21 protein-coding genes are annotated in these 24,865 nt (G+C 67.5%); 8 read left to right on the top strand and 13 right to left on the bottom strand.

Annotation, left to right across the window (positions count from 1 at the left end):
* Positions 1–43: 43 nt before the first annotated feature.
* Together BLQ28_RS29690 and BLQ28_RS29685 are read right to left on the bottom strand one after the other, a co-directional pair.
* Positions 44–3,217 carry an efflux RND transporter permease subunit gene (locus BLQ28_RS29690; RefSeq protein ID WP_093246918.1) on the bottom strand — a complete coding sequence of 1,058 codons (3,174 nt, stop codon included), beginning with the start codon at positions 3,215–3,217 and terminating at the stop codon, positions 44–46.
* Positions 3,214–4,386: an efflux RND transporter periplasmic adaptor subunit gene (locus BLQ28_RS29685; RefSeq protein ID WP_143012603.1), complete on the bottom strand. Its 1,173-nt coding sequence runs from the start codon at positions 4,384–4,386 to the stop codon at positions 3,214–3,216. Before BLQ28_RS29685 ends, BLQ28_RS29690 begins: the two co-directional genes overlap by 4 nt.
* A gap of 170 nt (positions 4,387–4,556) precedes the next feature.
* On the opposite strand from BLQ28_RS29685, the gene BLQ28_RS29680 reads away from it, so the two are divergent.
* Together BLQ28_RS29680 and BLQ28_RS29675 are read left to right on the top strand one after the other, a co-directional pair.
* Positions 4,557–5,225, top strand: a complete 669-nt coding sequence (locus tag BLQ28_RS29680; protein ID WP_093246917.1) for a response regulator — start codon at positions 4,557–4,559, stop codon at positions 5,223–5,225.
* A complete protein-coding gene (locus BLQ28_RS29675) occupies positions 5,222–6,619 on the top strand; it encodes a sensor histidine kinase (RefSeq protein WP_093246916.1) in 1,398 nt (465 codons plus the stop codon). The genes BLQ28_RS29680 and BLQ28_RS29675 overlap by 4 nt, the downstream gene beginning before the upstream one ends.
* On the opposite strand, the gene BLQ28_RS29670 is transcribed toward BLQ28_RS29675, so the two are convergent.
* The 7 genes from BLQ28_RS29670 to urtA all read right to left on the bottom strand — a co-directional run bounded on the left by BLQ28_RS29670 (position 6,616) and on the right by urtA (position 13,630).
* On the bottom strand, positions 6,616–6,957 hold the full coding sequence (locus BLQ28_RS29670) for an FmdB family zinc ribbon protein (RefSeq protein ID WP_093246915.1): 342 nt from the start codon (positions 6,955–6,957) through the stop codon (positions 6,616–6,618). The two genes, BLQ28_RS29675 and BLQ28_RS29670, sit on opposite strands and share 4 nt — an antisense overlap.
* A 25-nt stretch (positions 6,958–6,982) precedes the next feature.
* Positions 6,983–8,215, bottom strand: coding sequence for a formamidase (gene fmdA, locus BLQ28_RS29665; RefSeq protein WP_093246914.1), 1,233 nt, complete (start codon positions 8,213–8,215; stop codon positions 6,983–6,985).
* Positions 8,216–8,252: 37 nt separating this feature from the next.
* Entirely contained in the window at positions 8,253–8,942 is a 690-nt protein-coding gene (gene urtE, locus BLQ28_RS29660) for an urea ABC transporter ATP-binding subunit UrtE (RefSeq protein WP_093246987.1), read from the bottom strand.
* Positions 8,943–9,300: 358 nt separating this feature from the next.
* Complete coding sequence (urtD, locus tag BLQ28_RS29655) at positions 9,301–10,044, bottom strand: urea ABC transporter ATP-binding protein UrtD (RefSeq protein ID WP_093246913.1); 744 nt, start codon at positions 10,042–10,044, stop codon at positions 9,301–9,303.
* Positions 10,045–10,059: 15 nt separating this feature from the next.
* Positions 10,060–11,259 (bottom strand): urea ABC transporter permease subunit UrtC, encoded by a 1,200-nt coding sequence (urtC, locus tag BLQ28_RS29650; protein ID WP_093246912.1) that lies wholly within the window; start codon positions 11,257–11,259, stop codon positions 10,060–10,062.
* A gap of 32 nt (positions 11,260–11,291) precedes the next feature.
* Positions 11,292–12,206: an urea ABC transporter permease subunit UrtB gene (gene urtB, locus BLQ28_RS29645; protein ID WP_093246911.1), complete on the bottom strand. Its 915-nt coding sequence runs from the start codon at positions 12,204–12,206 to the stop codon at positions 11,292–11,294.
* 158 nt (positions 12,207–12,364) lie between these two features.
* Positions 12,365–13,630 (bottom strand): urea ABC transporter substrate-binding protein, encoded by a 1,266-nt coding sequence (gene urtA, locus BLQ28_RS29640; protein ID WP_093246910.1) that lies wholly within the window; start codon positions 13,628–13,630, stop codon positions 12,365–12,367.
* A gap of 266 nt (positions 13,631–13,896) precedes the next feature.
* Here urtA and BLQ28_RS29635 point away from each other — a divergent pair, with 266 nt between their 5' ends.
* Positions 13,897–17,295, top strand: coding sequence for a hybrid sensor histidine kinase/response regulator (locus BLQ28_RS29635; protein ID WP_256327509.1), 3,399 nt, complete (start codon positions 13,897–13,899; stop codon positions 17,293–17,295).
* Positions 17,267–18,178: a response regulator transcription factor gene (locus tag BLQ28_RS29630; RefSeq protein WP_093246908.1), complete on the top strand. Its 912-nt coding sequence runs from the start codon at positions 17,267–17,269 to the stop codon at positions 18,176–18,178. The genes BLQ28_RS29635 and BLQ28_RS29630 overlap by 29 nt, the downstream gene beginning before the upstream one ends.
* 12 nt (positions 18,179–18,190) lie before the next feature.
* Here the strand turns inward: BLQ28_RS29630 and BLQ28_RS29625 are convergent, their stop codons facing one another.
* Both BLQ28_RS29625 and BLQ28_RS29620 read right to left on the bottom strand, forming a co-directional pair.
* Positions 18,191–18,673: a Spy/CpxP family protein refolding chaperone gene (locus tag BLQ28_RS29625; RefSeq protein ID WP_176801265.1), complete on the bottom strand. Its 483-nt coding sequence runs from the start codon at positions 18,671–18,673 to the stop codon at positions 18,191–18,193.
* 164 nt (positions 18,674–18,837) lie between these two features.
* Entirely contained in the window at positions 18,838–19,269 is a 432-nt protein-coding gene (locus BLQ28_RS29620) for a VOC family protein (protein ID WP_093246906.1), read from the bottom strand.
* A gap of 110 nt (positions 19,270–19,379) precedes the next feature.
* On the opposite strand from BLQ28_RS29620, the gene BLQ28_RS29615 reads away from it, so the two are divergent.
* Together BLQ28_RS29615 and BLQ28_RS29610 are read left to right on the top strand one after the other, a co-directional pair.
* Complete coding sequence (locus tag BLQ28_RS29615) at positions 19,380–20,282, top strand: LysR family transcriptional regulator (RefSeq protein ID WP_093246905.1); 903 nt, start codon at positions 19,380–19,382, stop codon at positions 20,280–20,282.
* 107 nt (positions 20,283–20,389) lie between these two features.
* Positions 20,390–21,205 carry a substrate-binding domain-containing protein gene (locus BLQ28_RS29610; protein ID WP_093246904.1) on the top strand — a complete coding sequence of 272 codons (816 nt, stop codon included), beginning with the start codon at positions 20,390–20,392 and terminating at the stop codon, positions 21,203–21,205.
* Positions 21,206–21,221: 16 nt separating this feature from the next.
* On the opposite strand, the gene BLQ28_RS29605 is transcribed toward BLQ28_RS29610, so the two are convergent.
* Complete coding sequence (locus BLQ28_RS29605) at positions 21,222–22,118, bottom strand: alpha/beta fold hydrolase (RefSeq protein WP_176801264.1); 897 nt, start codon at positions 22,116–22,118, stop codon at positions 21,222–21,224.
* 17 nt (positions 22,119–22,135) lie between these two features.
* Positions 22,136–22,531, bottom strand: a complete 396-nt coding sequence (locus BLQ28_RS29600) for a hypothetical protein (protein ID WP_093246902.1) — start codon at positions 22,529–22,531, stop codon at positions 22,136–22,138.
* Positions 22,532–22,682: 151 nt separating this feature from the next.
* Here BLQ28_RS29600 and BLQ28_RS29595 point away from each other — a divergent pair, with 151 nt between their 5' ends.
* The gene (locus BLQ28_RS29595; RefSeq protein WP_093246901.1) at positions 22,683–23,366 is read left to right on the top strand and encodes a response regulator; all 684 of its coding nucleotides are present in this window, start codon (positions 22,683–22,685) and stop codon (positions 23,364–23,366) included.
* Positions 23,363–24,802, top strand: coding sequence for a sensor histidine kinase (locus BLQ28_RS29590; RefSeq protein ID WP_256327507.1), 1,440 nt, complete (start codon positions 23,363–23,365; stop codon positions 24,800–24,802). Before BLQ28_RS29595 ends, BLQ28_RS29590 begins: the two co-directional genes overlap by 4 nt.
* The last annotated feature ends 63 nt before the right edge of the window (positions 24,803–24,865 follow it).

Here is a 24,865-nt window from a genome sequence, read left to right as displayed (position 1 = left end):
CGGGATTGTTTGCATGGATGAGGTTGCTCCGCGTGCCATCGCATCAATGACCGGCAACGGGTTCGGGCGAAGGACCGGCCGGGGCGTTCTTCTTGTTTCGCGCCGCCTCTTCTTCTTCCGCCTCGTCGTAGAAATTGCCGAACATGCCGATGGCCAGCGGCAGCACCAGCAGCGTGAACAGCGTGCCGCTGACGATGCCGCCGACGATCACGCAGGCAAAGGGCCGTTGCGTTTCGCTGCCGATGCCGTGCGACAGCGCCGCCGGCAACAGGCCCAGCCCGGCCATCAGCGCGGTCATGAGGATCGGGCGCAGCCGCACGGCCGCGCCTTCCACGATGGCACGCGCCACGGCCGAGCCTTCGCGCACGCGCTGCGTCACCTCCTCAACCAGGATCACGCCGTTCTGCACCGAGATGCCCGCCACCGCGATGAAGCCCACCGCCGCCGACACCGACAGGTGCAGGTCGGCCAGCGCCAGCGCGGCCAACCCGCCCACCAGCGTGAACGGAATCATGCCCAGCACCAGCCCCGCGAGCCGCACCGAGCGGAAGGCCCAGAACAGCAGCGAGAAGATCAGCAGCGCCGTCAGCGGCACGATCACCATCAACCGCTTGGCCGCGCGCTGCGAGTTCTCGAACTGGCCGCCCCAGGTGAGTTCGTAGCCGGGCGGCAGCTTGACCTGATCGGCCACCGTGCGCTGCGCTTCCTCGACGAAGCTGCCCTGGTCGCGGCCCAGCAGGTTGACCTTGACGATCACCATGCGCGAACCCGACTCGCGGAAGATGCGCGACGCCCCCTGCCGCACCTCGACCGACGCCACGTCGCCCAGCGCGATCGTGCCCGGCCCGTTGCCGCTTTGCGTGCCCGGCACCGCCAGTTGCAGGCCGGCGATGGCATCGACATTGTTGCGGTTCTTCTCGCCCACGCGCACCACCACGTCGAAGCGCTTGTCGGCGTCGTAGTAGCCGGTCACCGAAGTGCCCGACATGGCCTGGTTCACCAGCGTGTTGACGTCGTTGATCGCCAGGCCATAGCGCGCCAGCCGCGCCCGGTCGGGCGTGATGACGACCTCGGTCTGCCCGCCGATGCGCGTCGCGTCGACGTCGGTCGCGCCGCGGATGCCCTTGATGACCGACGCCACTTCCGCGCCCTTGTCGTCGAGGATGTCCAGATTGTTGCCGATGATCTTGGCGACGATCTCGCCGCGAAAACCCGACAGCGCCTCTTCCACGTTGTCCTGGATCACCTGCGAGAAGTTGGCGCTGATGCCCGGGATCGCATCGAGCTTGTTCGACATGTGGGCCACCAGCGCTTCCTTGGAGCTGAAGCGCCATTCGCTGCGCGGCTTGAGATCGACCAATATCTCCAGGTTGTTCGGCCCCTTCGGGTCGGAGCCGTCATCGGGCCGGCCGACCTGCGCGATCACGCGTGCCACTTCGGGGTAGCCCAGCAGCTTGGCGCGCACCACGTGCTCCACTTCTTTCGTGGTCTCCAGCGCGGCCGAGGTGGGCAGCGTGATGGTCAGCCAGATGTTGCCCTCATCGAGCTTGGGCAAGAACTCGCTGCCCAGCCGGGGCGCCAGCAGCAGTGCCAGCACCACCGGCACCGCCGACAGCATCAGCGTGATGCGGCCGCGCCGCATGGTGAACATCACCAGACGGCGGTAGCGCATCTGCAGCCAGTCGAGCCACGGCTTGTGCTTCTCGGCCAGCGTGCGGCGCTGCAAGGCGTAAGACAGCAGCGTCGGCAGCAGCGTGAAGGTCAGCAGCACCGCGCCCAGCAGCGCAAAGCTCAGCGTGAGCGCCACGGGCGTGAAGATCTTTCCTTCGACCCGCTGGAACGTGAAGATCGGCACGAAGGCCAGGATGATGATGGCCTTGGAAAACAGCACCGGATGCGCCAGGTCCGACAAGGTGCGATGCAGCACGCCCATGCGCTGGTGCCGGGCCTCGGGCGATGCGATGTCGGTCGCGGCCTTGGCCGCCAGCCGCACCATCAGCGCCTCGACGATCACCACCGCGCTGTCGATGATGATGCCGAAGTCCACCGCGCCCAGCGAGATCAGGTTGGCCGACACGCCGCGCGCATTCATGAGGATGAACGCGAACAGCAGCGCCAGCGGAATCACGGTGGCCACGATCAGCGCCGCCCGCCAGCTCGACAGGAAGACGATCAGCACCGCCATCACCAAGAGCGCGCCGACCACCAGGTTCTCGGCCACGGTCGACACCGTGTGCCTGACCAGCTCGGTGCGGTCGTACACCGGCACGATCCGCACGCCCGTGGGCAGCTTGGCCTGCAGCTGCGCCACGCGCTCCTTGAGTTCGGCGTTGATCTTGGCGGGGTTGCCGCCCTTGGTCATCGAGACGATGCCCTCGACCACGCTGTCGCGCGCATCGACCGCCACGATGCCGAAGCGCGGCCGCTCGCCCGCGCGCACCTCCGCCACGTCGGCCACGGTGATGGCCCGCCCCTGCCGCGAGGCGATCACCACGTTGCGGATGTCGGCCAGGCTCGCGAACAGGCCGGCCGAACGCACCACCAGCGATGCATCGCCCTGCCGCATCAACCCGCCGCCGGCACTGCCGTTGCCATTGCCGATGGCCTGGTTGAGCTGGTCCAGCGTGACCTGGTACTTGCGCAGCGCGAGCGGATCGACCTCGATCTGGTATTCGCGGATGGCACCGCCGAAGCTCACCACGTCGGCCACGCCCGGCGTCATGCGCAGGAAGGGGCGCACCGTCCAGTCTTGCAGCGTGCGCACCTGCGCATCGGACAGGCCACCGCCCTCGATGGTGTAGCGATAGATCTCGCCCACCGCGGTGGACAGCGGCGCCAGCTGGGGCTGCACGCCGGTCGGCAGCGTCACGGTCGAGAGCTTCTCGGTGACCTGCTGGCGCGCGAAGTAGTCGTCGGTGCCGTCAGCGAAAGTGAGCGTGACGATCGACAGCCCCGTCATGGTGACGGAGCGCACGTTCGACAACCTGGGAATGCCCGACACCTCGCGCTCGATCGGCAGCGTGACGGTGCGCTCCATGTCCTCGGGTGCCTGCCCCGGCAGTTGCGAGATCACGCGCACCTGCACGTCCTGCACATCCGGGAAGGCCTCGATGGGCAGGTTCGACAACGCATAGGCGCCGAAGCCCATCAACGCCGCGACGAGCACCAGCACGAACACCCGCTGCGTGAGCGAGAACGCGATCAGCCGGTCGATCACGACTTGTCACCCGTGCGTGCGGTGAGTTCGGCGTCCAGCAGCAGCGCGCCCTTCACGACCACCTGCTCGCTGCCTTGCAGGCCTTCGCCCACGTAGCTGGCGTCACCGCCCTGCGTCAGCAGCGCGATCTTGCGGCGGCGGAATTCGCCGGGCGCCTCTTGCACGAAAAGGTAGGCGTACACGCCGTGGTTGACGATGGCGCTGTTGGGCACGCGCACGCCCATGCCGCCGGCCTGCAGCACGCGGGCACGCACGAACATCTCGGGCAGCAGCTCCTGCAGCGGGTTCGCGAGCACCGCGCGCACGGTGGCGCGACGCGTGTTGATGTCGACCACCTGGCCAAGCTGCACGACCTTCGCCATGAACTGCTGGTTGGGAAAGGCGTCGCTTTCCACGCTCACGTCGCTCTTGAGCTTGACGCGGCCCAGCAGCTTCTCGGGCAGGTCGATCATCAGCCACAGGCGCTTCGGGTCAGTGACCACGAAGAGCGGCGCGGCCAGGCCGGGGCTCACCTCCAGCGCGGGCGTGGCCGTGCGGTCGGTCACCACGCCATCGATCGGGCTGGTCAGCTTCACGCGCTGGCCGCTGATGGGCAGGCCGCGCGGGTTGAGGTTCTTCAGCCGCTGCTCGGCGCGCTGCGTCTCGGCATGCGCCTGCGCCAGGTCGGACTGCATCGACTCCCATTCCTTGACCGGAATCGCATCGCCCGAGACCAGGTCTCGCGCGCGCTCGACGGCCAGGCGCTTGCGCTCTTCGTCGGCCTTCGCCTTGTTCAGGTCGGCGGCGGCGGTGCCGAAGTCGGGCGAGTCGATCTCGGCGAGCACCTGTCCCGCCTTGACCGCATCGCCCGGCGACACCTTGATGTCGACGATGCGCCCCGAAACGCCGACGCCGATGCGCGCGGTCACGTCCTCGTCATAGGTCACGCGCGCGCTCAGCACGTCGCCCAGCGGCACGCGCGAAGGCGGTATCGCCTGCGTGCCGATCATCGTGAGCTGCGGCGCGCCCTCCGCGTAGCGCAGCGTCTCGGCGCCCAACTGGGTGGCGGGCTGCACCGGCCGTTCGGTGCTGGCGCGCGACTCCGTCGGGCTGCGTGCCCAGAGAAACCATGCGGTGCAGGAGACGACAAAAAGCCCCGACAAGGCCGGCACGGTCCATTTCTTGTTCATGCGGATTCCAGGCACCGCGACACGACACGGCACCGTTAAACTGATAGTGCTCATCAGCCTAGGTTTGCAAGCTTGCAAAAACCTATCAATGCCCGCGATGCAGCCCGAAGGCCAAGCCCCCTCTTTCCGTTTTTCTTCTTTCTTCTCTCTCTGCCTGAACTGCCGAAGCGATGCGCCTGCTACTGGTCGAAGACGATGCCGTCATTGCGCATGAACTGGTTCTTCGCTGGGAGCGCAACGCATGGGCGGTCGACGTGGCGGGCACCCTGCAGGCCGCCGATGCCGCGCTCGCCTTGCGCGCGGTCGACCTCGTGGTGCTCGACCTCGGCCTGCCCGACGGCGACGGCCTGCAATGGCTGGCCCGGCTGCGGCGCACCGACCGCACGACGCCGGTGCTGGTGCTGACCGCGCGCGACCGCGTGGCCGACCGCGTCGAGGGCCTGCGCACCGGTGCCGACGACTACCTGGTCAAGCCCTTCGCCGTCGAGGAACTGGATGCGCGCGTCGAAGTGCTCACGCGCCGCGCCCAGCGCTCCCGCGAAGACTTCGTGCAGTACGGCCAGCTCACCTGGTACGGCAACGAAGGCCGCGTCGACATCGCCGGCCAATCGCTCGTGCTGTTCCCGCGCGAGTTCGAAGTGCTCGGCCTGCTGGTGCGCCGCGCGCCGAGGCTCGTGCCCAAGCGCGCACTGATCGACGCGCTGGCCGAGCGCAACCTGGAGGTCAGCGACAGCGCAGCCGAGGTGTACGTCTCGCGGCTGCGGCGCAAGCTGGCCGGCTCCGGGCTGGCGATCCGCACGCTGCGCGGCTTCGGCTACGTGCTGGAGGCTGAATCGTGAGCGGCACGCGCCGCGCCTGGTGGCTGCGCCGCGACCTGCTGATCTGGCTCATGCTGCCGCTGCTGGCCGTGGTGGCTGCCACCGGCGCGGTCGGCACCTTCACCGCGCAGCGCCTGACCGACAAGGCCTTCGACCGCTGGCTGCTGGACACCGCCCGCTCGGTGGCCTCGCAGGTGCGCTTCGTCGATGGCAAGGCGCGCATCGACCTGCCGGCCTCCACCGAAGCCGTGCTGGGCTACGACGAGATCGACCAGGTCTATTTCAGCGTGAGTGAGTCCGGCCAGCTGCTGGCCGGGCAGCACGGCATTCCCCACACCGGCACGCGGCTGGCCAGCTACCGCGCCGGCCAGGCCTTCGATGCCTTCTACGCCGGCCACCCCGTGCGCGTGGCGGCGGCACGGGTTCCGGGTGCGGGCGAAGACAACCACGTGCAGGTGCTGGTAGCCGAAACCACCCGCAAGCGGCAACGCGCGCAGAACGAGGTGCTGATGATGCTGGTGCCCGTGGGTGCCCTGCTGCTGGCCGCCGCCGCCGCCATCGGCTTCGCGGTGCGCCGCACGCTCAACCCGCTCGAAGCCATCGCTGCGCGCTGGAACGAGCGCTCGCACGCCTCGCTGCAGCCCATTGCCGCCGACGACATGCCACGCGAGCTGATGCCCTTCGCGACCGCGCTGAACGACCTGCTGGCGCGCATCCGGGCCATGCTGGCGCGCGAGCAGCAGTTCGCGGCCACCGTGGCGCACCAGCTGCGCACGCCACTCGCCGGCCTGCAACTGGGCGTGACGCGCGCAGCCGAAGCGGGCGACCTCGCCGGCAGCCGGCAGGTGCTGGGCGAGCTGGGCCACACGGTGCAGCGCACCGCGCGCCTCGTTCAACAGTTGCTGGCACTGGGCCGGCTCGACCCCGAAGTGCGCGGCAACCTGAGCTTCGTGCCCACCGACATCGTGGCGCTGGCGCATGACGTGGGCAGCACCTTTCTCGAATTCGCGGCCGCGCGGTCGGTCACGCTGGAACTCGATGCGCCGGCGCAACCGGTCGTGGTGCCGCTGCAGCCGGAGCTGTTCAGCGAAGCGCTCGGCAACCTGCTGGACAACGCCTTGCGCTACACGCCGCCGGGCGGACAGGTGCTGATCGAATTCGATGCCGCGCAACCGTCGCTGAGCGTGTCCGACAACGGGCCCGGCGTGCCCGACGACCGGCGCGAAGCCGTGTTCGAGCGCTTCGTGCGCGGCCAGCACGTGGAAGGCGAAGGCAGCGGCCTGGGGCTGGCGATCGTGCGCGACATTGCGGAGATCCACGATGCGACCGTTGTGCTGTCACGCAGCGCCTCGGGTGGCACCTGCGTGACGATCCGCTTCCCGGACAGCAACGAACGAGCGGCAGCCCTCGGCTAGTGGCTGATCATCCACGGCCGCCGCGAAGGCGCGGACTTGGCACCGTTGGGCGCCGTCACCGTCGCCCCGCGCTTGCTTGAGCTGCAGCAGCCACACCCTGCCGGGTGCTTGAAGCGCGCGTAGTCGCGCGAGCTGCCCGGCTCGTGCCGGGCGCGCTCGTTGGTTTCGATCGCGCGGCGCGTGCCCGAGGCCATCAGCGCCAGCCGCGGCGCGGCGGACAGCACGCGCGGCGAGGCGGTGCCGCAATCGGGGCACGCGGCCGGCTCGTCGCGCTGGACCGAAGGCCGCAGCGACTCGAAGCCGCCGCATTGCCCGCAGGCGTAGTCGTAGGTCGGCATGGTCGTTGGCTCCGTGCTTTCTTCTTCAGCGCAGGTCGTGCGACAGCGGCATGTCGACGCTGCCGTCGAGCATCTTCATCGGACCCAGCGCATTCGGGTTGATGTCGAAGTCGAAGATGCCGGTCGGCAGCCACAGCGTGGCACACGAGTTGGGCACATCGACCACGCCGCTGATGTGGCCCTGCACCGGCGCCGTGCCCAGGATCGAATAGGCCTGCGCGCCCGAATAGCCGAACTTCTTCAGGTACTCGATGGCGTTCAGGCAGGCCTGGCGGTAGGCCACGTTCACATCCAGGTAGTGCTGCTTGCCGCTCTCGTCGACCGAGATGCCCTCGAAGATCAGGTAGTCGTTGTACTGCGGCGTGATGGGGCTGGGCTTGAAGATCGGGTTCTTGATGCCGTACTTGGCCATGCCGCCCTTGATGAGCGTGACCTTCATGTGCACCCAGCCGGCCATTTCGATGGCGCCGCAGAAAGTGATTTCGCCGTCGCCCTGGCTGAAGTGCAGGTCGCCCACGCTGAGGCCTGCGCCATCGACGTACACGGGGAAGAACACCTTCGAACCGCGCGACAGGTCCTTGATGTCGCAGTTGCCGCCGTGTTCGCGCGGCGGCACGGTGCGCGCGCCTTCCGCTGCAGCCTTGGCGCGGGCTTCACCGGTCATCTTGCCCATGTGGGCGGTGCCGGCGAACGGCGGGTTGGCAAGGCCGGGCACGCGGTCGGGGTCGGTGGCAATGAGCGCCTTCTCGCGCTCGTTCCACATGTCGAGCATCGGCTTGTCGGGCAGGCAGCCGATGAGGCCGGGGTGGATGAGGCCTGCGAAGTTCACGCGCGGGATGTGGCGCGAGCTGGTGAACATGCCCTTGAAGTCCCAGATCGATTTCTGCGCTTCGGGAAAATGATCGGTCAGAAAGCCGCCGCCGTTCTGCTTCGAGAAGAAGCCGTTGAAGCCCCAGAGGCTGTCCTGCTTGGCGCCAATGTCGAGCAGGTCGACCACCAGCAGGTCGCCGGGCTCGGCGCCCTTCACGCCCACGGGGCCCGAGAGGTAGTGCACGGTGCTCAGGTCAATGTCGCGCACGTCGTCGGCGCTGTCGTTGTTCTTGATGAAGCCGCCGGTCCAGTCGAAGGTTTCGAGGATGAAGTCCTCGCCCGGGTTGACCCAGCAGGCCATCGGAATGTCCGGGTGCCAGCGGTTGTGGATGTTCTCGTTCTCGGTGGGCGACTTCGAGAGGTCAACCTTGATCAGCGTGTCCGTCATTTGCAATGGCTCCTTGGGTGGTGGTTGAACGGAAGAATCAAACGGAGAGATAGGCCTTGATGCGGTCCACATCGGTCTTGTCGCGCGCGGTCTCGTGCACGAGGCGCCCGCCTTCGATGACGAAGAGCCGGTCGGCCACGTCCATCGCGAAACTGAGCACCTGCTCGGAGACGACGATGGTGATGCCGCGCAGCTTGCGGATTTCGTTGAGCGCTTTCGCGATGTCCTTGATGATCGAAGGCTGGATACCTTCGGTGGGCTCGTCGAGCAGCAGCACCTTGGGGTCGGTGACGAGTGCGCGCGCAATGGCAAGCTGTTGTTGCTGGCCGCCGGAGAGGTTGCCGCCCTTGCGGCTCTTCATGTCCCACAGCACGGGGAACAGCGCATAGATTTCTTCGGGGATGCGGCGGGTCTTCGAGTTCTCCAAGCCGGTCTGGATGTTCTCTTCGACCGTGAGCGTCGGAAAGATCATGCGGCCCTGCGGCACGTACGCAATGCCCTTGGCCACCCGCCTGAAGCTCTCGTCGCGCGACACGTCGTTGCCCGCCACTTCGATGCGCCCGCTCTTCAGGGGCAGCACGCCCATGAGGCTCTTGAACAGCGTGGTCTTGCCCATGCCGTTGCGGCCCATGATGGCGATGGTTTCGTTGGCATGGCCCTCGAACGAGATGCCGTGCAGGGCCTCGCTCTGGCCGTAGGCGACGTACAGGTCTTCTACTTTCAACATGATGCTGCTCATCTCTGTGGCTCCGCTTTGTGTTTGCTTCGGGTGCTGTCGTTCGGGGCGTGTGCGCAGATCACCGGGTACTCCCCTCCGCGAATGTCCCCCGGGGCTGCGCCCCTCCTCCTTTATTTCGCTGCGGGGAGCACCCGGTGCTCTGCGCACCTGGGCACGCTGCCGGTTTGCGGCCAGTACACGACCGCTGTGAACAACGATCACGCTGGCGGGGTGCCTTGCGCAGCGAAATAAAGGAGGAGGCCGAAGGCCGGGGGACATTCGCGGAGCAAGGCACCCCGTCGGCGTGGTCGCGCCCTGAACGGCGCGAATCAAACAGAACGTGGCCAATGGAAAAGCGAGCAGCCATCTAGTGCCCCAGATAAACGTCGATGACCTTCGGATCGGCCTGCACCTTCTCCATCGGCCCTTCGGCGAGGATCTTTCCCTGGTGCATCACGGTGACCTTGTGCGCGATCTGCTTGACGAAGGCCATGTCGTGTTCGATGACGATCACCGCGCGGTTCTGGCAGATGCGCTTGAGCAAGTCGGCCGTGAGCTCGCGCTCGCGCGCACTCATGCCCGCAATGGGTTCGTCGAGCATCAGCAGCTCGGGCTCCTGCATCAGCAGCATGCCTATCTCCAACCACTGCTTCTGGCCGTGGCTCAGCAATCCTGCCTCGGTGTCGAGCTTGTTGGCAAGGCCAATGTCTTCGGCCACGGTCTGCACCTTCGCACGGACCTCTTCGTCGCACTTGAAAGCCAGCGCGCCGAACACCGAACGGCCCTTCGGAAATGAAACCTCGAGGTTCTGAAACACCGAAAGGTTCTCGTAGATCGAGGGCGTCTGGAACTTCCGTCCTATGCCCAGCCGCACGCGTTTGTGCTCGGCCATCTTCGTGAGTTCGGTGTTCCTGAACTTGATGCTGCCGGCGCTGGCGCGTGTCTTGCCGCAGATCAGGTCGAGCAGCGTGGTCTTGCCCGCGCCGTTCGGGCCGATGATGACGCGCAGCTCGTTCTTGTCGATGTAGAGCGTGAGGTCGTCGATGGCCTTGAAGCCGTCGAAGGACACGGTGAGGTCTTCCACCGCGAGCGCGAAGTCTGTGTTGCTCATGAGGGTGCTCCGGGTTCAGGCGCGCTGGCTGCCGATACCTTCGGGTAGATGGGGTTCGGGTGACGGCGATGCGGGCACGGCTGCCGGCGGCGTTGCGGCCTGCATCGGCGGTTGCACCGAAGCCTCGCGCAGGGCCTGGCGGCGGGCCTTCCACCATGGCCGGATCTTTTCCTCCCACACGCCGGCCAGCCCCATCGGGAAGGCCATCGTCACGCCGATGAAGAGCCCCGCCATCAGGAAGAGCCACAGGTCGGGGAAGCTCTCCGAGAACAGCGTCTTGCCCGCATTCACCAGCAGCGCGCCATACACCGCGCCCACCAGGCTCATGCGACCGCCGACCGCGCAGAAGATCACCATCTCGATGGACGGCACGATGCCCACGAAGCTCGGCGACATGAAGCCGACCTGCAGCGCGAACATGGCACCGCCGATGCCCGAGAGCCCGGCCGCGAGGCAGAAGATGAAGACCTTGAAGTTCGACACGTCGTAGCCCGAGAAGCGCACGCGGTCTTCCTTGTCGCGCATGGCCAGCAGCAGCGTGCCGAGCTTGCTGGTCTGGATCCAGCGGCACAGCAGGATGCTCGCCACCAGCAGGCCGACGCAGACGTAGTACAGGATGTACTTGGCGCTGTCGGTGCGCGTGTCCCAGCCCAGCATGGTCTTCAGGTCGGTCATGCCGTTGACGCCGCCCGTGTAGCCCTGCTGGCCGATGATGAGCACGGTGCAGATCAGCGCCACGGCCTGCGTGATGATCGCGAAGTACACACCGCCCACGCGGCGCTTGAACATCGCGAAGCTCACGAGCCAGGCCAGCGCCATCGGCGCGAGCACCACGAGCGCGAGGCTCAGCGGCAGGCTCTTGAACGGCAGCCACAACGTGGGCAATTCGGTGATCTGGTTCCAGTCCATGAAGTCCGGAATGCCGGGCGTGGTCTGGATCTTGGTCGACACCGGGTCGGAAGCTTCGAGCTTCAGGAACATCGCCATCGCATAGCCGCCAATGCCGAAGAACACGCCCTGCCCCAGGCTCAGCACGCCGCCGTAGCCCCACACCATGACAAGGCCCACGGCCACGAAGGCATAGGTGAGGTACTTGCCCACAAGGTTCAGGCGGAAGATGTCGAGCGACAGCGGCAGCACGACCGCCAGCAGCAGCACCAGGAGCAGCAGGCTGCCAAGCTGGTAGCGCTGGATCGAGGCCTTGATGAAATTCATCGGAACGTTCTCCTGCAAGGGAATCGGGTTCATCAGCGGCGCACTTTCACGGCGAACAAGCCTTGCGGTCGCATCATCAAAATCAGCACGATCAGCGACAGCGTCAGCACCTTGGCCATCGAGCCGGTCATGAAGAACTCGGAGATCGATTGCGTCTGCGCAATGCCGAAGGCCGAGACCACGGTGCCCAGCAGGCTTGCCGCGCCACCGAAAGTGACGACCAGGAAGGCATCGACGATGTAGAGCGAGCCCGAGGTCGGACCGGTCGAGCCGATGGTGGTGAAGGCCGCGCCCGCCACACCGGCAATGCCGCAGCCGATGGCGAAGGTCAGACGGTCGGTTTTCTTCGTGTCGATGCCAGTGGCATTGGCCATGACGCGGTTGGCCACGGTGGCGCGCACGCGCAGGCCCCAGCGGCTCTTGTGCAGCGCAACCAGCACGCCGCCCGTAACCAGCGCGGTGAGCGCCAGCACGAACAGGCCGTTGATCGGAATGTCCAGGCCCTCATGCGGCGTCCACGAGCCCATGAGCCACTCGGGCAGCGTCGGGCTCACTTCCTTTGGGCCGATGAAGGTGCGAAAGATCTGCTGCAGGCCCAGGCTCACGCCCCAGGTGGCGAGCAGCGTGTCGAGCGGCCGCTTGTAGAGGTGGCGGATCAGCACCCACTCCACGATCCAGCCGACGATGAAGGCGAACACGAAGGCCAGCGCGATGGCGATCGGGAAGTAGTACGGCATGAACGCGGGCGCCATCCGCTCCGTCACTTGCGCGGCCAGGTAAATCGAATAGGCGCCGATGGTCATGAACTCGCCATGCGCCATGTTGATGACGCCCATCTGCCCGAAGATGATCGCGAGCCCGAGGCCCATGAGCAGCAGCACCGCGAAGAGGCTCAGCCCCGCGAAGCCCTGCATCAGGCCGATGTTCATCATGTCCGACAGCGTCATGGCAATGGATTCCGGTGTTTGGGTGTTGGCCCCTTCCCCCTCTGGGGGAAGGTTGGGATGGGGGCACGGCGACGCTCGCAAGCGCAAGGCCTCATCAACGGCCGCTTGCCCCCACCCCTGCCCTCCCCTAAAGGGGGAAGGAGAAAGTCATCCGAGGCTTACTGGTAGCCCTTCGGGAACGGATCGGGCTTGATCAACTCGGCCGATTCGGCAACGACCTTGAACGTGCCGTCGAGCTGCCCCTGCCCGATCCGCGCCTTGCTCCACAGATGGTGGTTCGCGTCCAGCTTCACGTACCCCTCGGGCGCCGTCTTCAGCTCGATGCCCGGCGAACTGGCCACCACCTTGTCCACGTCGAAGCTGCCGGCCTTCTCCACTGCCGCCTTCCACAGCCAGGGCCCGAGGTAGCCCGCCTGGGTCACGTCGCCGATCACCGCGTCCTTGCCGTACTTGGCCTTGAAGGCGGCCACGAACTTCTTGTTGTTCTCGTTGTCGAGTGACTGGAAGTACTTCATCGACGAATAGAAGCCCGCGAAATTTTCGCCGCCCACGCCGGTCATTTCGTCCTCGGTCACGGCCAGCGTCAGCAGGAACTGCTTGTCGCCCGTGATGCCCGCGGCCTTGAGCTGCTTGTAGAAAGCCACGTTCGAGCCGCCCACCACGGCCGCGAAGATGCAGTCGGGCTTGGCCACCTTGATCTTGTTGATCAGCGAGTTGAAGTTGGTGTGGCCCAGCGGGTAGTACTCCTCGCCCTTGACCGAGCCCTTCTGGAAGTTCTCGATGTGCTTGCGCGCGATCTTCATCGAGGTGCGCGGCCAGATGTAGTCGGAGCCGACCAGGAAAAAGGTCTTGGCCTTCTTCTCCTTCGCGCCCCAGTCCAGGCCCCAGAGAATCTGCTGCGTGGCCTCTTGCCCGGTGTAGATCACGTTCTTGCTCTGCTCCAGGCCTTCGTAGAAGGTCGGGTAGTACAGGAGGCCGTTCTCTTTCTCGAACACCGGCAGCACGGCCTTGCGCGAGGCGCTGGTCCAGCAGCCGAACACCGCGGCGCAGTGGTCGTTGACCAGCAGCTTCTTCGACTTCTCGGCAAAGGTCGGCCAGTCGGAGGCGCCGTCTTCCTTGATGACCTTGATCTTGCGGCCCAGCACGCCGCCCATGGCGTTGATCTGGTCGATGGCGAGTTGCTCCGCCTGGATCGATCCGGTCTCCGAGATCGCCATGGTGCCGGTGGACGAATGCAGCTGGCCCACCGTGACTTCGGTGTCGGTCACCGCGAGCTTGGTGGTGTTGACCTTGGCCGTGGGGAACTGCCCCTGGCCGAAGCTCAGGCCACTAAGGCCCAGCATCGGCAAGGCAGCGGCGCCCTGCAGTAGGCGGCGACGGCGCAATGCCAGGGCATCGGGAGAAAGATCGGAATCACGCGACATCAGGAAACTCCAGCAGGTTGAAGAAAAGAGAGAGAGAAAGAAAAAGTGATGGGCCAGCCGCGCACCATCGAAGTGCATCGGACGGTGCCCCGAGCACCATGGCAGGTACTTTAGAAATCACTTGCCTGCCGGCGAATACGTCATTCAACGTAGCAGCGCCCCTCTGCCGAGCCCCCAGACTCGCGAGACAGACATCGGCAACAGGAGGCACAGGGAGCGCTTCTTGCTGTACCCGCCGCATGCCACCGCCGCCGCGAGAACCCGCCATGACATCCGTCTCCGGACAGAAGATCTTTCGCATCCGCCGCGACTACAACGCCTGGGTCGCGAACGAAACGCTGGAGGACTACGCGCTGCGCTACACGCCGCGCAGCTTTCGCAAGTGGTCGGCGTTCCGCGTGGCCAACACGGCCTTCGGCGCCACCTCGTTCCTGGCGCTGGAGGCCATCGGCGGCGCCATTGCGCTGAGCTACGGTTTTTCGAACGCGCTGTGGGCGATCCTGGTGGTGGGGCTCATCACCTTCCTCACGGGCCTGCCGATCTCGTACTACGCGGCCCGGCATGGCGTGGACATGGACCTGCTCACGCGCGGCGCGGGCTTCGGCTACCTGGGCTCCACGCTCACGTCGCTGATCTACGCGAGCTTCACCTTCATCTTCTTCGCGCTCGAAGCCGCCATCCTCGCGCTGGCGCTGCAGATGTACCTCGACTGGCCGCTGTGGCTGCTGTACGTGGTGTCGTCCATCGTCATCATTCCGCTGGTGGCGCGCGGCATCACGCTCATCTCGGGGCTGCAGCTGTGGACGCAGCCGATCTGGATCTTGCTGTTCATCTGCCCCTTCGCGGCCGTGCTGCTGAAAAAGCCCGAGCTGTTCGCCGACTTCACCAGCCTGCGCGGCCGCGTGTCCGACAGCAGCGGCTTCGACCCGCTCATGTTCGGCGCCGCCGCCACGGTGGCCTTCTCGCTGGTGGTGCAGATCGGCGAGCAGGTCGACTACCTGCGCTTTTTGCCTGAGAAAACCGCCGCCAACCGGCGCCGCTGGTGGACCGCCGTGCTGGTGGCCGGCCCCGGCTGGATCGTTCCGGGCATGCTGAAGATGATGGGCGGGGCCTTCCTCGCGTTCCTGGCGCTGCAGCACGAGATCCACCCCGACCACGCGATCGAGCCGACGCAGATGTACCTCACCGGCTTTGCCTACGCGCTGCACGACCCGGCCTGGGTGCTGGCCATCACCGTGCTGTTCGTGGTCGTCTCCCAGATGAAGATCAACCTGACCAATGCCTATGCGGGTTCGCTGGCGTGGTCGAACTTCTTCGCACGGCTCACGCACAGCCATCCGGGGCGCGTGGTGTGGCTGGTGTTCAACGTCGTCATCGCCGTGCTGCTGATGACGCTGGGCGTGTTCGGCGCGCTGGAGCGCGTGCTGGGCCTGTACAGCAACATCGCCATCGCCTGGGTCGGCGCGCTGGTGGCCGACCTGGTCATCAACAAGCCGATGGGCTGGAGCCCCAAGACCGTCGAGTTCAAGCGCGCGCACCTGTACGACATCAACCCGGTGGGCCTCGTTGCGATGCTGGTGGCGGCGGCGCTCGCCATGTTGGCGTATTCGGGCGTGCTGGGCCAATGGGCCAAGGCCTTCTCGCCTTTCGTCGCACTGGCCACGGCCATGCTCGTTTCGCCGCTGCTGGCCTGGAAGACACGCGGGCGCTACTACCTCGCGCGCACCGACATCGACCGCTGGGCGCCCGGCCAGAGCGTGAAGTGCTCGGTGTGCGACAACCGCTTCGAGTCCGAAGACATGGCGCACTGCCCGGCCTACAGCGCGCCGATCTGCTCGCTGTGCTGCACGCTCGAATCGCGCTGCCACGACCGCTGCAAGACCGACTCGCGCGCCGCCGAGCAGATGAGCGGCTGGCTGCAGGCGCTGCTGCCGCCCGCGCTGTCGGCGCGGCTGAACTTCCGCGTGGCGCACTACCTGTTGGTGGCTGCCTCGCTGATTGCCTTGCTGGCCACGGTGGTGGGCGTGGTCTACGCACAAGAAGCCCTGCTGGGGCCCGACAACACCGCCATGGGCACGGCCTTCCTGAAGGTGTTCGCGCTGCTGTCGGTGGTGGCCGCTGTGGCCGCGTGGTGGGTTGTGCTGGGCAGCGAGAGCCGGCAGATGGCGCAAGAAGAATCGATGCGCCACAACAATCTGCTGGCGCTGGAGATCGAGGCCCACCGCCGCACCGACGCCGCGCTGCAAACGGCCAAGGAAGTCGCCGAAGCCGCCAACCAGGCCAAGACCCGCTACGTGGCCGGCATGACGCACGAGCTGCGCTCGCCGCTCAACAGCATCCTCGGGTACTCGCAGATTCTTCTCAAGGGCGATGCAAGCGCCCCGCCGCGCGATGCGGTGCAGACCATCCACCGCAGCGGCGAGCACATGCTCAGCCTGATCGACGGCATGCTCGACCTGGCGCGCATCGAGGCCGGCCGCGTGCAGCTCGAACCCGCGCCGCTGGCGCTGCCGGCCTTTCTCGACCAGCTCGTGCACATGGTGCGGCCGCAGGCCGAGAACAAGGGCCTGGCCTTCGTGCACACGCACGCGGGCCGGCTGCCGCCGTGGGTGCATGCCGATGCCAAGTGGCTGCGCCAGATCCTCATCAACCTGCTGACCAACGCCGTGCGCTTCACCGACAGCGGCACCGTCACGCTGCATGTGGATGCGCGGCGCGAGGTGCTGCGCTTCGACGTGATCGACACCGGCATCGGCGTGGCGCCGCAAGACCGCCTGCGCATCTTCGAGCCCTTCGAACGCGGGGCCGCCGGGCGCCGGCGCGGCGACCCGGGCACCGGGCTGGGCCTGACGATCACCGGCCTGCTGACCTCGCTCATGGGTGGCGACCTGAAGCTGGCCGACACCTCACCGGCCGGCAGCACCTTCAGCGTGCGCGTGTACCTGCGCGAAGTCGCCGACCCCGGCCCGCAGGCGAACGGCGGTGCCGCGCGGCAGCCGGTGTCGGGCTACCTGGGCGCGCGCCGCACGCTGCTGGTGGTCGACGACCAGCCCGTGCAGCGCCAGATGCTCGCCGGCATGCTCATGCCGCTGGGCTTCGAGGTGCGCGAGGCCGCGAGCGGCACCGAGTGCCTGGACAGCCTGCGCGAAGAGCTGCCCTCGGCCATCCTGCTCGACCTGACGATGGACGACATGGACGGCTGGCAGACCGCCACCTCGGTGCGCGCCGCCGGCTTCAACGACATCCCGATCATCATCGTCTCGGCCAACATGTTCGAGAACCAGGCCGAGCGGCTGCGCGCCGCCGGCTGCCAGGCCTTCGTCGGCAAGCCGGTGATCGAGTCGGAACTGATCGCCACGCTGGAGCGGCACCTGGGCCTCGAATGGCTGGCGGCCAGCGACGCAAGGCCGCCCCCGGGCGAAGAAGAACTGGCGGTGCGCCCGCCGCAACTCGCGCTGTCGGAAGACGACCGCGCCGAACTCATGCGCCTCGTGCAGATGGGCCACGTGCGCGGCCTGCACACCGCGCTCGACCGGCTGGCGGCCGCATCGCCTTCGGCCGCAGCCACCTGCACCTGGCTGCGCGGCATGGTCGCGCGCTTCGAACTCGACAACCTCCGCAACGCACTGGCAGAAGATGCAGACACCCCACTCGCCTCGCCCTGAATCCGAACGCCCCGTGGTGCTGGTGGTGGACGACGCGCCCAGCAGCCTGGGCATGCTGTGCGACACGCTGGAGGCCAGCGGCTACACCGTGCTGGTGGCGGCCGACGGCGAGGCCGCGCTGCAGCGCCTCGAGCTGGTGGTGCCCGACGCGATATTGCTCGACGGCCTGATGCCCGGCCTTTCGGGCTTCGAGACCTGCCGGCGCATCAAGGCCAACCCGGCGCTCGCGCACATCCCGGTGCTGTTCATGACGGGGCTTTCGGAAACCGCGCACGTGGTCGAAGGTTTCGAGTGCGGCGGCGTCGACTACGTGGTCAAGCCGATCCGCGCGCAGGAAGTGCTGGCGCGGCTGCACACGCACGCGCGCAACGCCCGCATCACGCGCATGGCGCGCGATGCGGTCGACGTGGCCGGCATGGGCGTGGTGTTCGTCGACACGCGCGGGCGCATCGCCTGGCGCTCGCCGCAGGCCGCGCTGTGGCTGCATGCGCTCGAAGACCCGGTGGCACCGGGGCTGCTGCCGCATTCGCTCGAAGCGGCGCTGGCACCCGGTGCGGCCATCGTCGTCAATACGGCGACCGGCATGCGGCTGTCGGTGCGCAACCTCGGCGCGGCGGCGCTCGGCGAAACGATGCTGCTGTTTGCCATTCAGCGCGACGGCGCGGCGGGCGCCTCTTCGGCGCGGCTGGCCGAGGCGGCCCTCACGCCGCGCGAAACCGAAGTGCTGTCATGGCTCGCCAAAGGCAAGACCAACCGCGACATCGGCGAGATCCTGGGCACCAGCCCGCGCACGGTGAACAAGCACCTGGAGCACATCTTCGAGAAGCTGGGCGTCGAAACGCGGGCGGCGGCCGCCGCGCTGGCGAGCGGGCAGCTCGCCTGAAAGATCAGGGAATCAGGGAATCACGGCGCCAAGGTTCTGGTCGGCCACGTGCCGCTGCTCGGGCGTGAGCGCTTCATAAAGCTTCGACAACGCATCGCTCACGGCCTGCATGCGCCGGGCCCGGTCTTGCGCCTGTGCGGTGCGCTGCTGCACGAGCTGCAGCGCGGTCTGGTCGTCCGAAGGCGCCGCGCTCGCCATGCCGCTGCGGCCGGCCAGCTCCCACACCGCATCGGAGAAGTGGTCCCACGGCGCCGACTGCTCGGGCGTGATCATCAGTTGCAGGCGCAGGTCGTAGAGCTTGTCGCGGATCTTGCTCGCCGCCGTGGCGGGCGTGGAAAGGCTGTCGCTGCTGCGCGGGCTCGCCGTGCTGTCGGTGCGTGCGCCACGGCGCCCGCCACCGCCGCCCATGCCGCCGCCGCCGAACTGCGCAAAGCTGTAGCCGCTCACGGCGATCAGGGTCGCTGCGAGCGCGAACCTGCGAAGGGTGTCTTTCATCATCCTGGCTCCTGGGTCGTCAGGCCCTCGAAGGGCCATCGTGCATTTCAGGAGCCCCGGCTGTAGCGGGCGTTGCGAGGCCGTAAACCGCAGGTAAAGCCGGGCGTCTTTACCTGCGCTCGGGGGGCCTTCTGGGCAGGCGCCGCTTTTTGACAGTGGTGCGGTCAGACGGCGAAGAGCGAATCCAGGTCGGCGAAGGACTTCAGCTCGATGGCGTTGCCCGAGGGGTCGAGGAAGAACATCGTCGCCTGCTCGCCCGGCTCGCCCTTGAAGCGGACGTAGGGCTCGATCACGAATTGCGTCTGGCGCGCGATGAGCTTGTCGGCCATGGCCTGCCACTTGTCCATCGGCAGCACGGCGCCGAAGTGGCGCACCGGCACGTCGTGGCCATCCACGGCGCTCAGCGCCTTGTGGCCGCATTCGTCAGGTGCCAGGTGGGCCACGATCTGGTGACCGTAGAAGTTGAAGTCGACCCAGCTCGGGGCGCTGCGCCCTTCCGGGCATTCGAGCAACCCGCCGTAGAAGGCACGGGCTTCGGCGATGTCGCGAACAGGAAAAGCCAGGTGGAACGGAATGCGTGTCTCGGGAGCGCTCATGGATGTTGCCGCGAAATGGAGTTCAGGATGTCCGGACTTTAAGCAGCGGCTCGCATAACCGAAAACGATATATTTCGTGCCTGAGCCCCACCAATTTCGATGAGTCCGCCATGATCACTGAGCTTCGCACCTTCATCACCGTGTGCCGCCACGGCACCTTCGCCGCAGCGGGCGAGCGGATCGGCCTCACGCAATCGGCCGTCAGCAGCCAGATCAAGCGGCTCGAAGAGTCCCTCGGGTTCGCGCTGTTCGACCGCACGGGCCGGTCGGCCACCTTGAACGCGGCGGGCCAGACCACGCTGGGGCGGGCCGAAGAAATCTGCGCCCTCTATGCCAAGCTGGGCGAGCTGCCCGAAGACGCCACGCACTCGGGGCTCTTGCGGATCGGCGCCATTGCCTCCACCCAATCGACCTTGGTCGCGCGGGCACTCGAGGCATTGCGCAAGGGCTTCCCGCTGCTTCGCGTGCACGTGTCGCCCGGCGTGTCGATGCGGCTGATGGACGACCTCGATGCCGGCCAGATCGACGCGGCCGTCATCATCCGCCCGCCCTTCGGCATCCTTCCGGACCTCACCTGGCAAACGCTGGTGCACGAGCCCTACGTTCTCATCGCACCGGCAGACGCGCCCGGAAAAGATTGGCGCGCACTTCTGCAGGCGCAGCCGTTCCTGCGCTACGACCGTGCATCGTTCGGCGGCCGCATGGTCGAAAGATTCCTCCGGCGCGAAGGGCTCGCGGTGACGGACGCCATCGAGGTGGACGAGATCCCCGCGCTCATCCACATGGCCTCCCGGGGCCTGGGCGTTGCCCTCGTGCCGCTGGTGGAAGCGCACCTTCCGCTGCCGCCCGGCGTTCGCATGCTCTCGCTGGGCAAGTCCACGTTCCATCGCGAAGTCGGGCTCCTGCAGCGCAAGCCACGGGCCAGCCCGCCCGTCGTCGCACAGTTCGCGCAGTGCCTGCGGGAGGCCGTGAAGACGGAACGCAGAAAAAACAGGCCCGCGCCGCCTCGGTGATAACCACTAATTTCCTGAAGGCGGATTGACAGCCCCGCCCCCTACGATGACGGTGCAAGCGGCGACCACGCTGCTGCCCCTTGCACCCTTCGCACCAGGAGACATCGTTGAAGCCCCTTCTTTCCCTGACCCGCCGCGCGGCGCTCCCGCTGTTCGCGGCCCTCGCCCTTGCCGGCTGCGGCAGCCTCGACAACGCCGGCAAGCCCGCCGCCACCGGCGACATCCACGTCATGACCTCGGGCGGCTTCACCGCCGCCTACAACGACCTGCGCCCGGCGTTCGAGCGCAGCAGCGGCCGCACCGTGAAGACGGCCTACGGCGCGTCGATGGGCAACGCCGACGACTCCATCCCCAGCCGCCTGGCGCGCAACGAACCGGCCGACGTGGTGATCCTTGCGCGCCCCGCGCTCGATGCGCTGGTCGCGCAAGGCAAGGTGGTGCCGGGCAGCCAGGTCGACCTGGTGCGTTCGTCCATCGGCTTCGCGGTGCGCAAGGGCGCGCCACGGCCCGACATCGGCACGGTCGATGCGCTCAAGCGCACCCTGCTTGCCGCGCCGTCCATCGCCTACTCGGCCAGCGCCAGCGGCACCTACTACGAGACCGAGCTGCTCAAGAAGCTCGGCATCGAAGACCAGGTGAAACCCAAGAGCAGGCGCATCCTGAGCGAGCGCGTCGGCACGGTCGTGGCGCGCGGCGACGCGGCGCTGGGCCTGCAGCAGGTGAGCGAGCTACTGCCCATCGCGGGCATCGACTACATCGGCCCGCTGCCCGCCGAAGTGCAGCGCGTGACGGTGTTCTCGGCCGGCATCGCCACCGCGTCGAAGCAGCCCGAGGCCGCACGGCAGTTGATCCGCTACCTCAACTCGCCGGCCGCCGCGCCCACCATCGCCAAGACCGGGCTGGAGCCGCTGACGGCGCGTTGACGGTGCACCGACGCGGCTACAGCGTCCAGCCGTCGCGCCGGAAGAAATCGACCAGCGCGTCACCGACCTTGTCGGGTTGGTCGTAGGCCAGCGTGTGGCCCGCGCCGGGCAGCATCTCGACCTGCACGTGCGGCGCATGGGCCAGCACACGGGCACGGGCGCGCACCGGGTCGTAGAGCGCCTCGTCTTCGCCGAGCATCAGCAGCGTGTGCTTGGGCAGCACGCGCAGGTCGGCGTCGCTCATGCGGCCCGGCGGCCTCGGGCTGCCGCGCTGGCAGCGCCAGCGCACGAGCAGGTCGTCCATGGCCCAGCCGGGCGGCTCGGGCGCCATCGGCGAAGAAACCTGGGCCTGGAAACCGCGCACCAGTTTTTCGCTCGGGAACATCGCAGCCATGGCCGCGCGCGCGACGAAGGCCGGCCGCAGCGTGTCGAGGTTCGCGGGGGCCAGCAGCGCGAGCTTCGAAACACGGCGCGAGGTCTGGCGCAGGTACGCCGCCGCGAGCCACGCGCCGAAAGACGCACCGCACAGCCCCACCTTGGGCCGGCCCAGCCCGATCAGCACGTCTTCGAGCCAGTTGCAGTACGCGTCCTCGGACACGGGCCGGCGCCCTTCGGTGCGGCCCGCGTCGCCGATGATGTCGACCGCGTAGATCTGCAGCGCACCCGACAGCCTGGCGATGTTGTGAATCCAGGTGGTGGCGTTGCCGCCGCTGCCGTGCAGCAGCACCACCGGCGGCGCATAGGCGGGACCCGAGGCCAGCACGTGCGCGCGGCCGTAGCGCGTCTCGACATAGCGGCTCTCGTACGGCACCGGCCAGCGGGCCAGCACGCGGGCGTACGAATCCAGCAGCGAGGACCGGGCCTCCGGCGAACGGAAGTGCCGGGTGAAAAGACTGGCGTCGACGGAGTTCATCGGGGTCTGCGGGCCGCTCATTGCCGACGCGGGTCCTGGGGGTGACGATCCCAGTGGTCGGGCATGCCGTCGCCGTCGGCATCGCGGCTCGAATAGCGGTAGCCGTCGTAGCGCTCGAGGCTGTGGCGGCGCCAGCCGGTCGGGCTCATGCCGGCGGCCGCAGCGGTGCCCCACCCTGCGCCGGCTCCCGCGCCCCACGCCGCGCCCGCGTCGGCCCCTGCGACTGCCCTTGCGCGGGTCCGGCCCCCCGTCGTGCCCTTCTTGTCGCGAGGGGCCTCTTGCCGCTCGGTACGGTAGACCGGCCTGGAAGGCTGGAAGTCCTGCGGAAAGGGATCGGGCCGGTACGCGTTCGCCCCGGATGCCGCCAGGGACAGCAGGAGCATCGTGGCCGCGGTGTTGAGCTTGGAATGCATGGGCGTGGTCTTCTTCTTCGATGGACGGGATGAACGCCCTCGATGGTGATCTCCGCAAATGAAGGTCTCCTGAAAATTCGGCGCCTTGCGGGCCCGGGCGAACCCCCTTGTCTTTGGGATTCCTTCAGCTTCGGCAGTTAGATTCGCGCCCATGAAGATCCTCCTGGCCGAAGACGATTTCGACCTGGCCACCGGCATACGCGTCGCCCTGCAGACACAGGGAATGGAGGTGGTGTGGGTGCGCCGGATCGAAGAGGCGCTGCGCGTCCTCGACACGGAGGGGTGCGATCTGATCCTGCTCGACCTGGGCCTGCCCGACGGCGACGGCCTCTCGGTGCTCGAGCAATTGCGGCGCGACGGCGCGCGCCTGCCGGTGCTGATCCTGAGCGCGCGCGACGGACTCGACGACCGGCTGAAGGGCCTGGACACTGGCGCCGACGACTACATGGTCAAGCCTTTCGTGCTGGCCGAATTGCTGTCGCGCGTGCGTGCGCTCGCCCGCCGCAGCTACGGCGGCGACGGTGCCACCTTCGAGGTGCGCGGCCTCTGGCTGCACGAGCCGACCCAGCGCGTGCGTGTGCGCGAGATGCCCGTGTCGCTGTCGCGCAGCGAGTTCAAGCTGCTGTGCCTGCTGGTCAAGCGCGCCGACCGCGTCGTTGCGCGCCGCGCGCTCGAACAGCTCGTGCTGCCCAACGGGCAGAGCCAGAACAGCAACGTGCTCGACGTGCACATCTCGAACCTGCGCCGCAAGATCGGCGAAGGCTACATCCGCACGGTGCGCGGCATCGGCTATGTGATCTACCAGACGGCCCACACGCCGCCGGAGGCCGCATGAGCACCGGCGTGGCATCGCTCGCCATGGTGTCGGGGCGGTGGCTGCGCGAAGGCTGGCGCCGCGTGCGGCGGCCCTCGCTGGTGCGCCGGCTCATGCTGGCGCAGATGGTCACGATGACGCTGCTGTGGAGCGTGGTGACCGGGCTGGTGGCCAGCTCCGCGATGAACGACGACCTGTCGTCCATCGACGCTTCGCAGCGCAGCATCCTGCTGGTCGCGCAGACCCTGGTCGACCGGCCCACCAAGCAGTACGAGAGCCTGCGCGCGATGGACCTGGCGCTGCGCGATGCCTTCGGCAACGGCAACAGCGCCACGCTGTCACCCAGCGTCATCGTGTGGCAGAACGGCCGCCAGATCTACCGCTCCGACGGCGTGCCGTCGGACATCGCGAACACGCGGCCAGACGTCATCGAGTCCGTCGAGGCCGATGGAAAGTCATGGCGGGCGCGCACCATCGCGTCGCCTTCGGGCAAGACGAGCGTCACGCTCATCGCGCCGGGCGGCATGCAGATGTGGCTCACCTTCCAGTCGCGCGGCTACTACCTGCTGCCGCTGGTCATCAGCGTGCCCTTTCTGCTGTTTCCCGCGTGGCTGTCGATCCGGCTCGCGCTGCGACCCTGGCGCACCGTGGCGAACGAGATCGCATCGCGCGGCCCGCACGACCTGGCACCGGTGTCGGTGAAGCCGCGGCACGACGAGCTGCTGCCGCTGGTGCACAACTTCAACGCACTCATGGGAAGGCTGCGCGCGAGCATCGCGCGAGAGCAGAGCTTCATCGCCGATGCGGCGCACGAGCTGCGCACACCGATTGCCGCGATGCGCGTCAACGTCGAGGCATTGCAGGCGCTGCTCACGCAATACATCCCCACCGAGCGCCAGCATGAGCTGTTCGCGCGCGTGCTCAGCAGCAACGCGCGCGCGGAGCGGCTGGTCGGCCAGTTGCTGCGGCTCATGCGCAGCCACGCGAACGCCTCGGCACCGCGGCCGCTGCGGCTGGACGACCTTGTGCAAGAACGACTGGCCGCCCTGTCGACGCTGGCGCACGTGCGCGAGGTCGAGATCGAACTCGTGGCCGACGAGCCGGTCGAGATCGTCGGCGACCGCGACGGCCTTGTTTCGATGATCGACAACCTGATCGACAACGCGACCAAGTACAGCCCCGTGGGCTCGGTCGTGAGCGTGGGCATCCAGCGCGTGGTCGACGAAGCCGTGCTCACCGTGGCCGACCAGGGCCCCGGCATTGCGCCGGCGCTGCGCGAGCGCGTGTTCGACCGCTTCTTTCGCGACCCCAACCAGACCCAGACCGGCAGCGGCCTCGGGCTGGCCATCGTGCGCGCGGTGGTCGATGCGCACGGCGGCGCCATCGCGCTGAGCGACACGGGCACGGGCAAGGGCCTGCAGGTGACGGTGCGGATGCCGCTGGTGCTGCGGGTCTAGCAGGAGAAGAACGGGCAGAAGCGGCCGGCCCGTAAACTGGCGGCCATCGCCCCGCTTCTTCCC

Origin of the sequence: Variovorax sp. EL159, from assembly GCF_900100965.1 — a bacterium.
Lineage (GTDB): Bacteria > Pseudomonadota > Gammaproteobacteria > Burkholderiales > Burkholderiaceae_C > Variovorax.
Note: the sequence above shows the minus strand (reverse complement) of the source record. Positions and strands in the feature narration are given on the sequence as shown.

Excerpts from the sequence above, each read along its gene's own strand:
- BLQ28_RS29685 (WP_143012603.1), bottom strand. The coding sequence starts at position 4,386 with ATGAACAAGAAATGGACCGTGCCGGCCTTGTCGGGGCTTTTTGTCGTC.
- BLQ28_RS29680 (WP_093246917.1), top strand. The coding sequence starts at position 4,557 with ATGCGCCTGCTACTGGTCGAAGACGATGCCGTCATTGCGCATGAACTG.
- BLQ28_RS29670 (WP_093246915.1), bottom strand. The coding sequence starts at position 6,957 with ATGCCGACCTACGACTACGCCTGCGGGCAATGCGGCGGCTTCGAGTCG.
- fmdA (WP_093246914.1), bottom strand. The coding sequence starts at position 8,215 with ATGACGGACACGCTGATCAAGGTTGACCTCTCGAAGTCGCCCACCGAG.
- urtE (WP_093246987.1), bottom strand. The coding sequence starts at position 8,942 with ATGTTGAAAGTAGAAGACCTGTACGTCGCCTACGGCCAGAGCGAGGCC.
- urtD (WP_093246913.1), bottom strand. The coding sequence starts at position 10,044 with ATGAGCAACACAGACTTCGCGCTCGCGGTGGAAGACCTCACCGTGTCC.
- urtC (WP_093246912.1), bottom strand. The coding sequence starts at position 11,259 with ATGAATTTCATCAAGGCCTCGATCCAGCGCTACCAGCTTGGCAGCCTG.
- urtB (WP_093246911.1), bottom strand. The coding sequence starts at position 12,206 with ATGACGCTGTCGGACATGATGAACATCGGCCTGATGCAGGGCTTCGCG.
- urtA (WP_093246910.1), bottom strand. The coding sequence starts at position 13,630 with ATGTCGCGTGATTCCGATCTTTCTCCCGATGCCCTGGCATTGCGCCGT.
- BLQ28_RS29635 (WP_256327509.1), top strand. The coding sequence starts at position 13,897 with ATGACATCCGTCTCCGGACAGAAGATCTTTCGCATCCGCCGCGACTAC.
- BLQ28_RS29630 (WP_093246908.1), top strand. The coding sequence starts at position 17,267 with ATGCAGACACCCCACTCGCCTCGCCCTGAATCCGAACGCCCCGTGGTG.
- BLQ28_RS29625 (WP_176801265.1), bottom strand. The coding sequence starts at position 18,673 with ATGAAAGACACCCTTCGCAGGTTCGCGCTCGCAGCGACCCTGATCGCC.
- BLQ28_RS29620 (WP_093246906.1), bottom strand. The coding sequence starts at position 19,269 with ATGAGCGCTCCCGAGACACGCATTCCGTTCCACCTGGCTTTTCCTGTT.
- BLQ28_RS29615 (WP_093246905.1), top strand. The coding sequence starts at position 19,380 with ATGATCACTGAGCTTCGCACCTTCATCACCGTGTGCCGCCACGGCACC.
- BLQ28_RS29605 (WP_176801264.1), bottom strand. The coding sequence starts at position 22,118 with ATGAACTCCGTCGACGCCAGTCTTTTCACCCGGCACTTCCGTTCGCCG.
- BLQ28_RS29600 (WP_093246902.1), bottom strand. The coding sequence starts at position 22,531 with ATGCATTCCAAGCTCAACACCGCGGCCACGATGCTCCTGCTGTCCCTG.
- BLQ28_RS29595 (WP_093246901.1), top strand. The coding sequence starts at position 22,683 with ATGAAGATCCTCCTGGCCGAAGACGATTTCGACCTGGCCACCGGCATA.
- BLQ28_RS29590 (WP_256327507.1), top strand. The coding sequence starts at position 23,363 with ATGAGCACCGGCGTGGCATCGCTCGCCATGGTGTCGGGGCGGTGGCTG.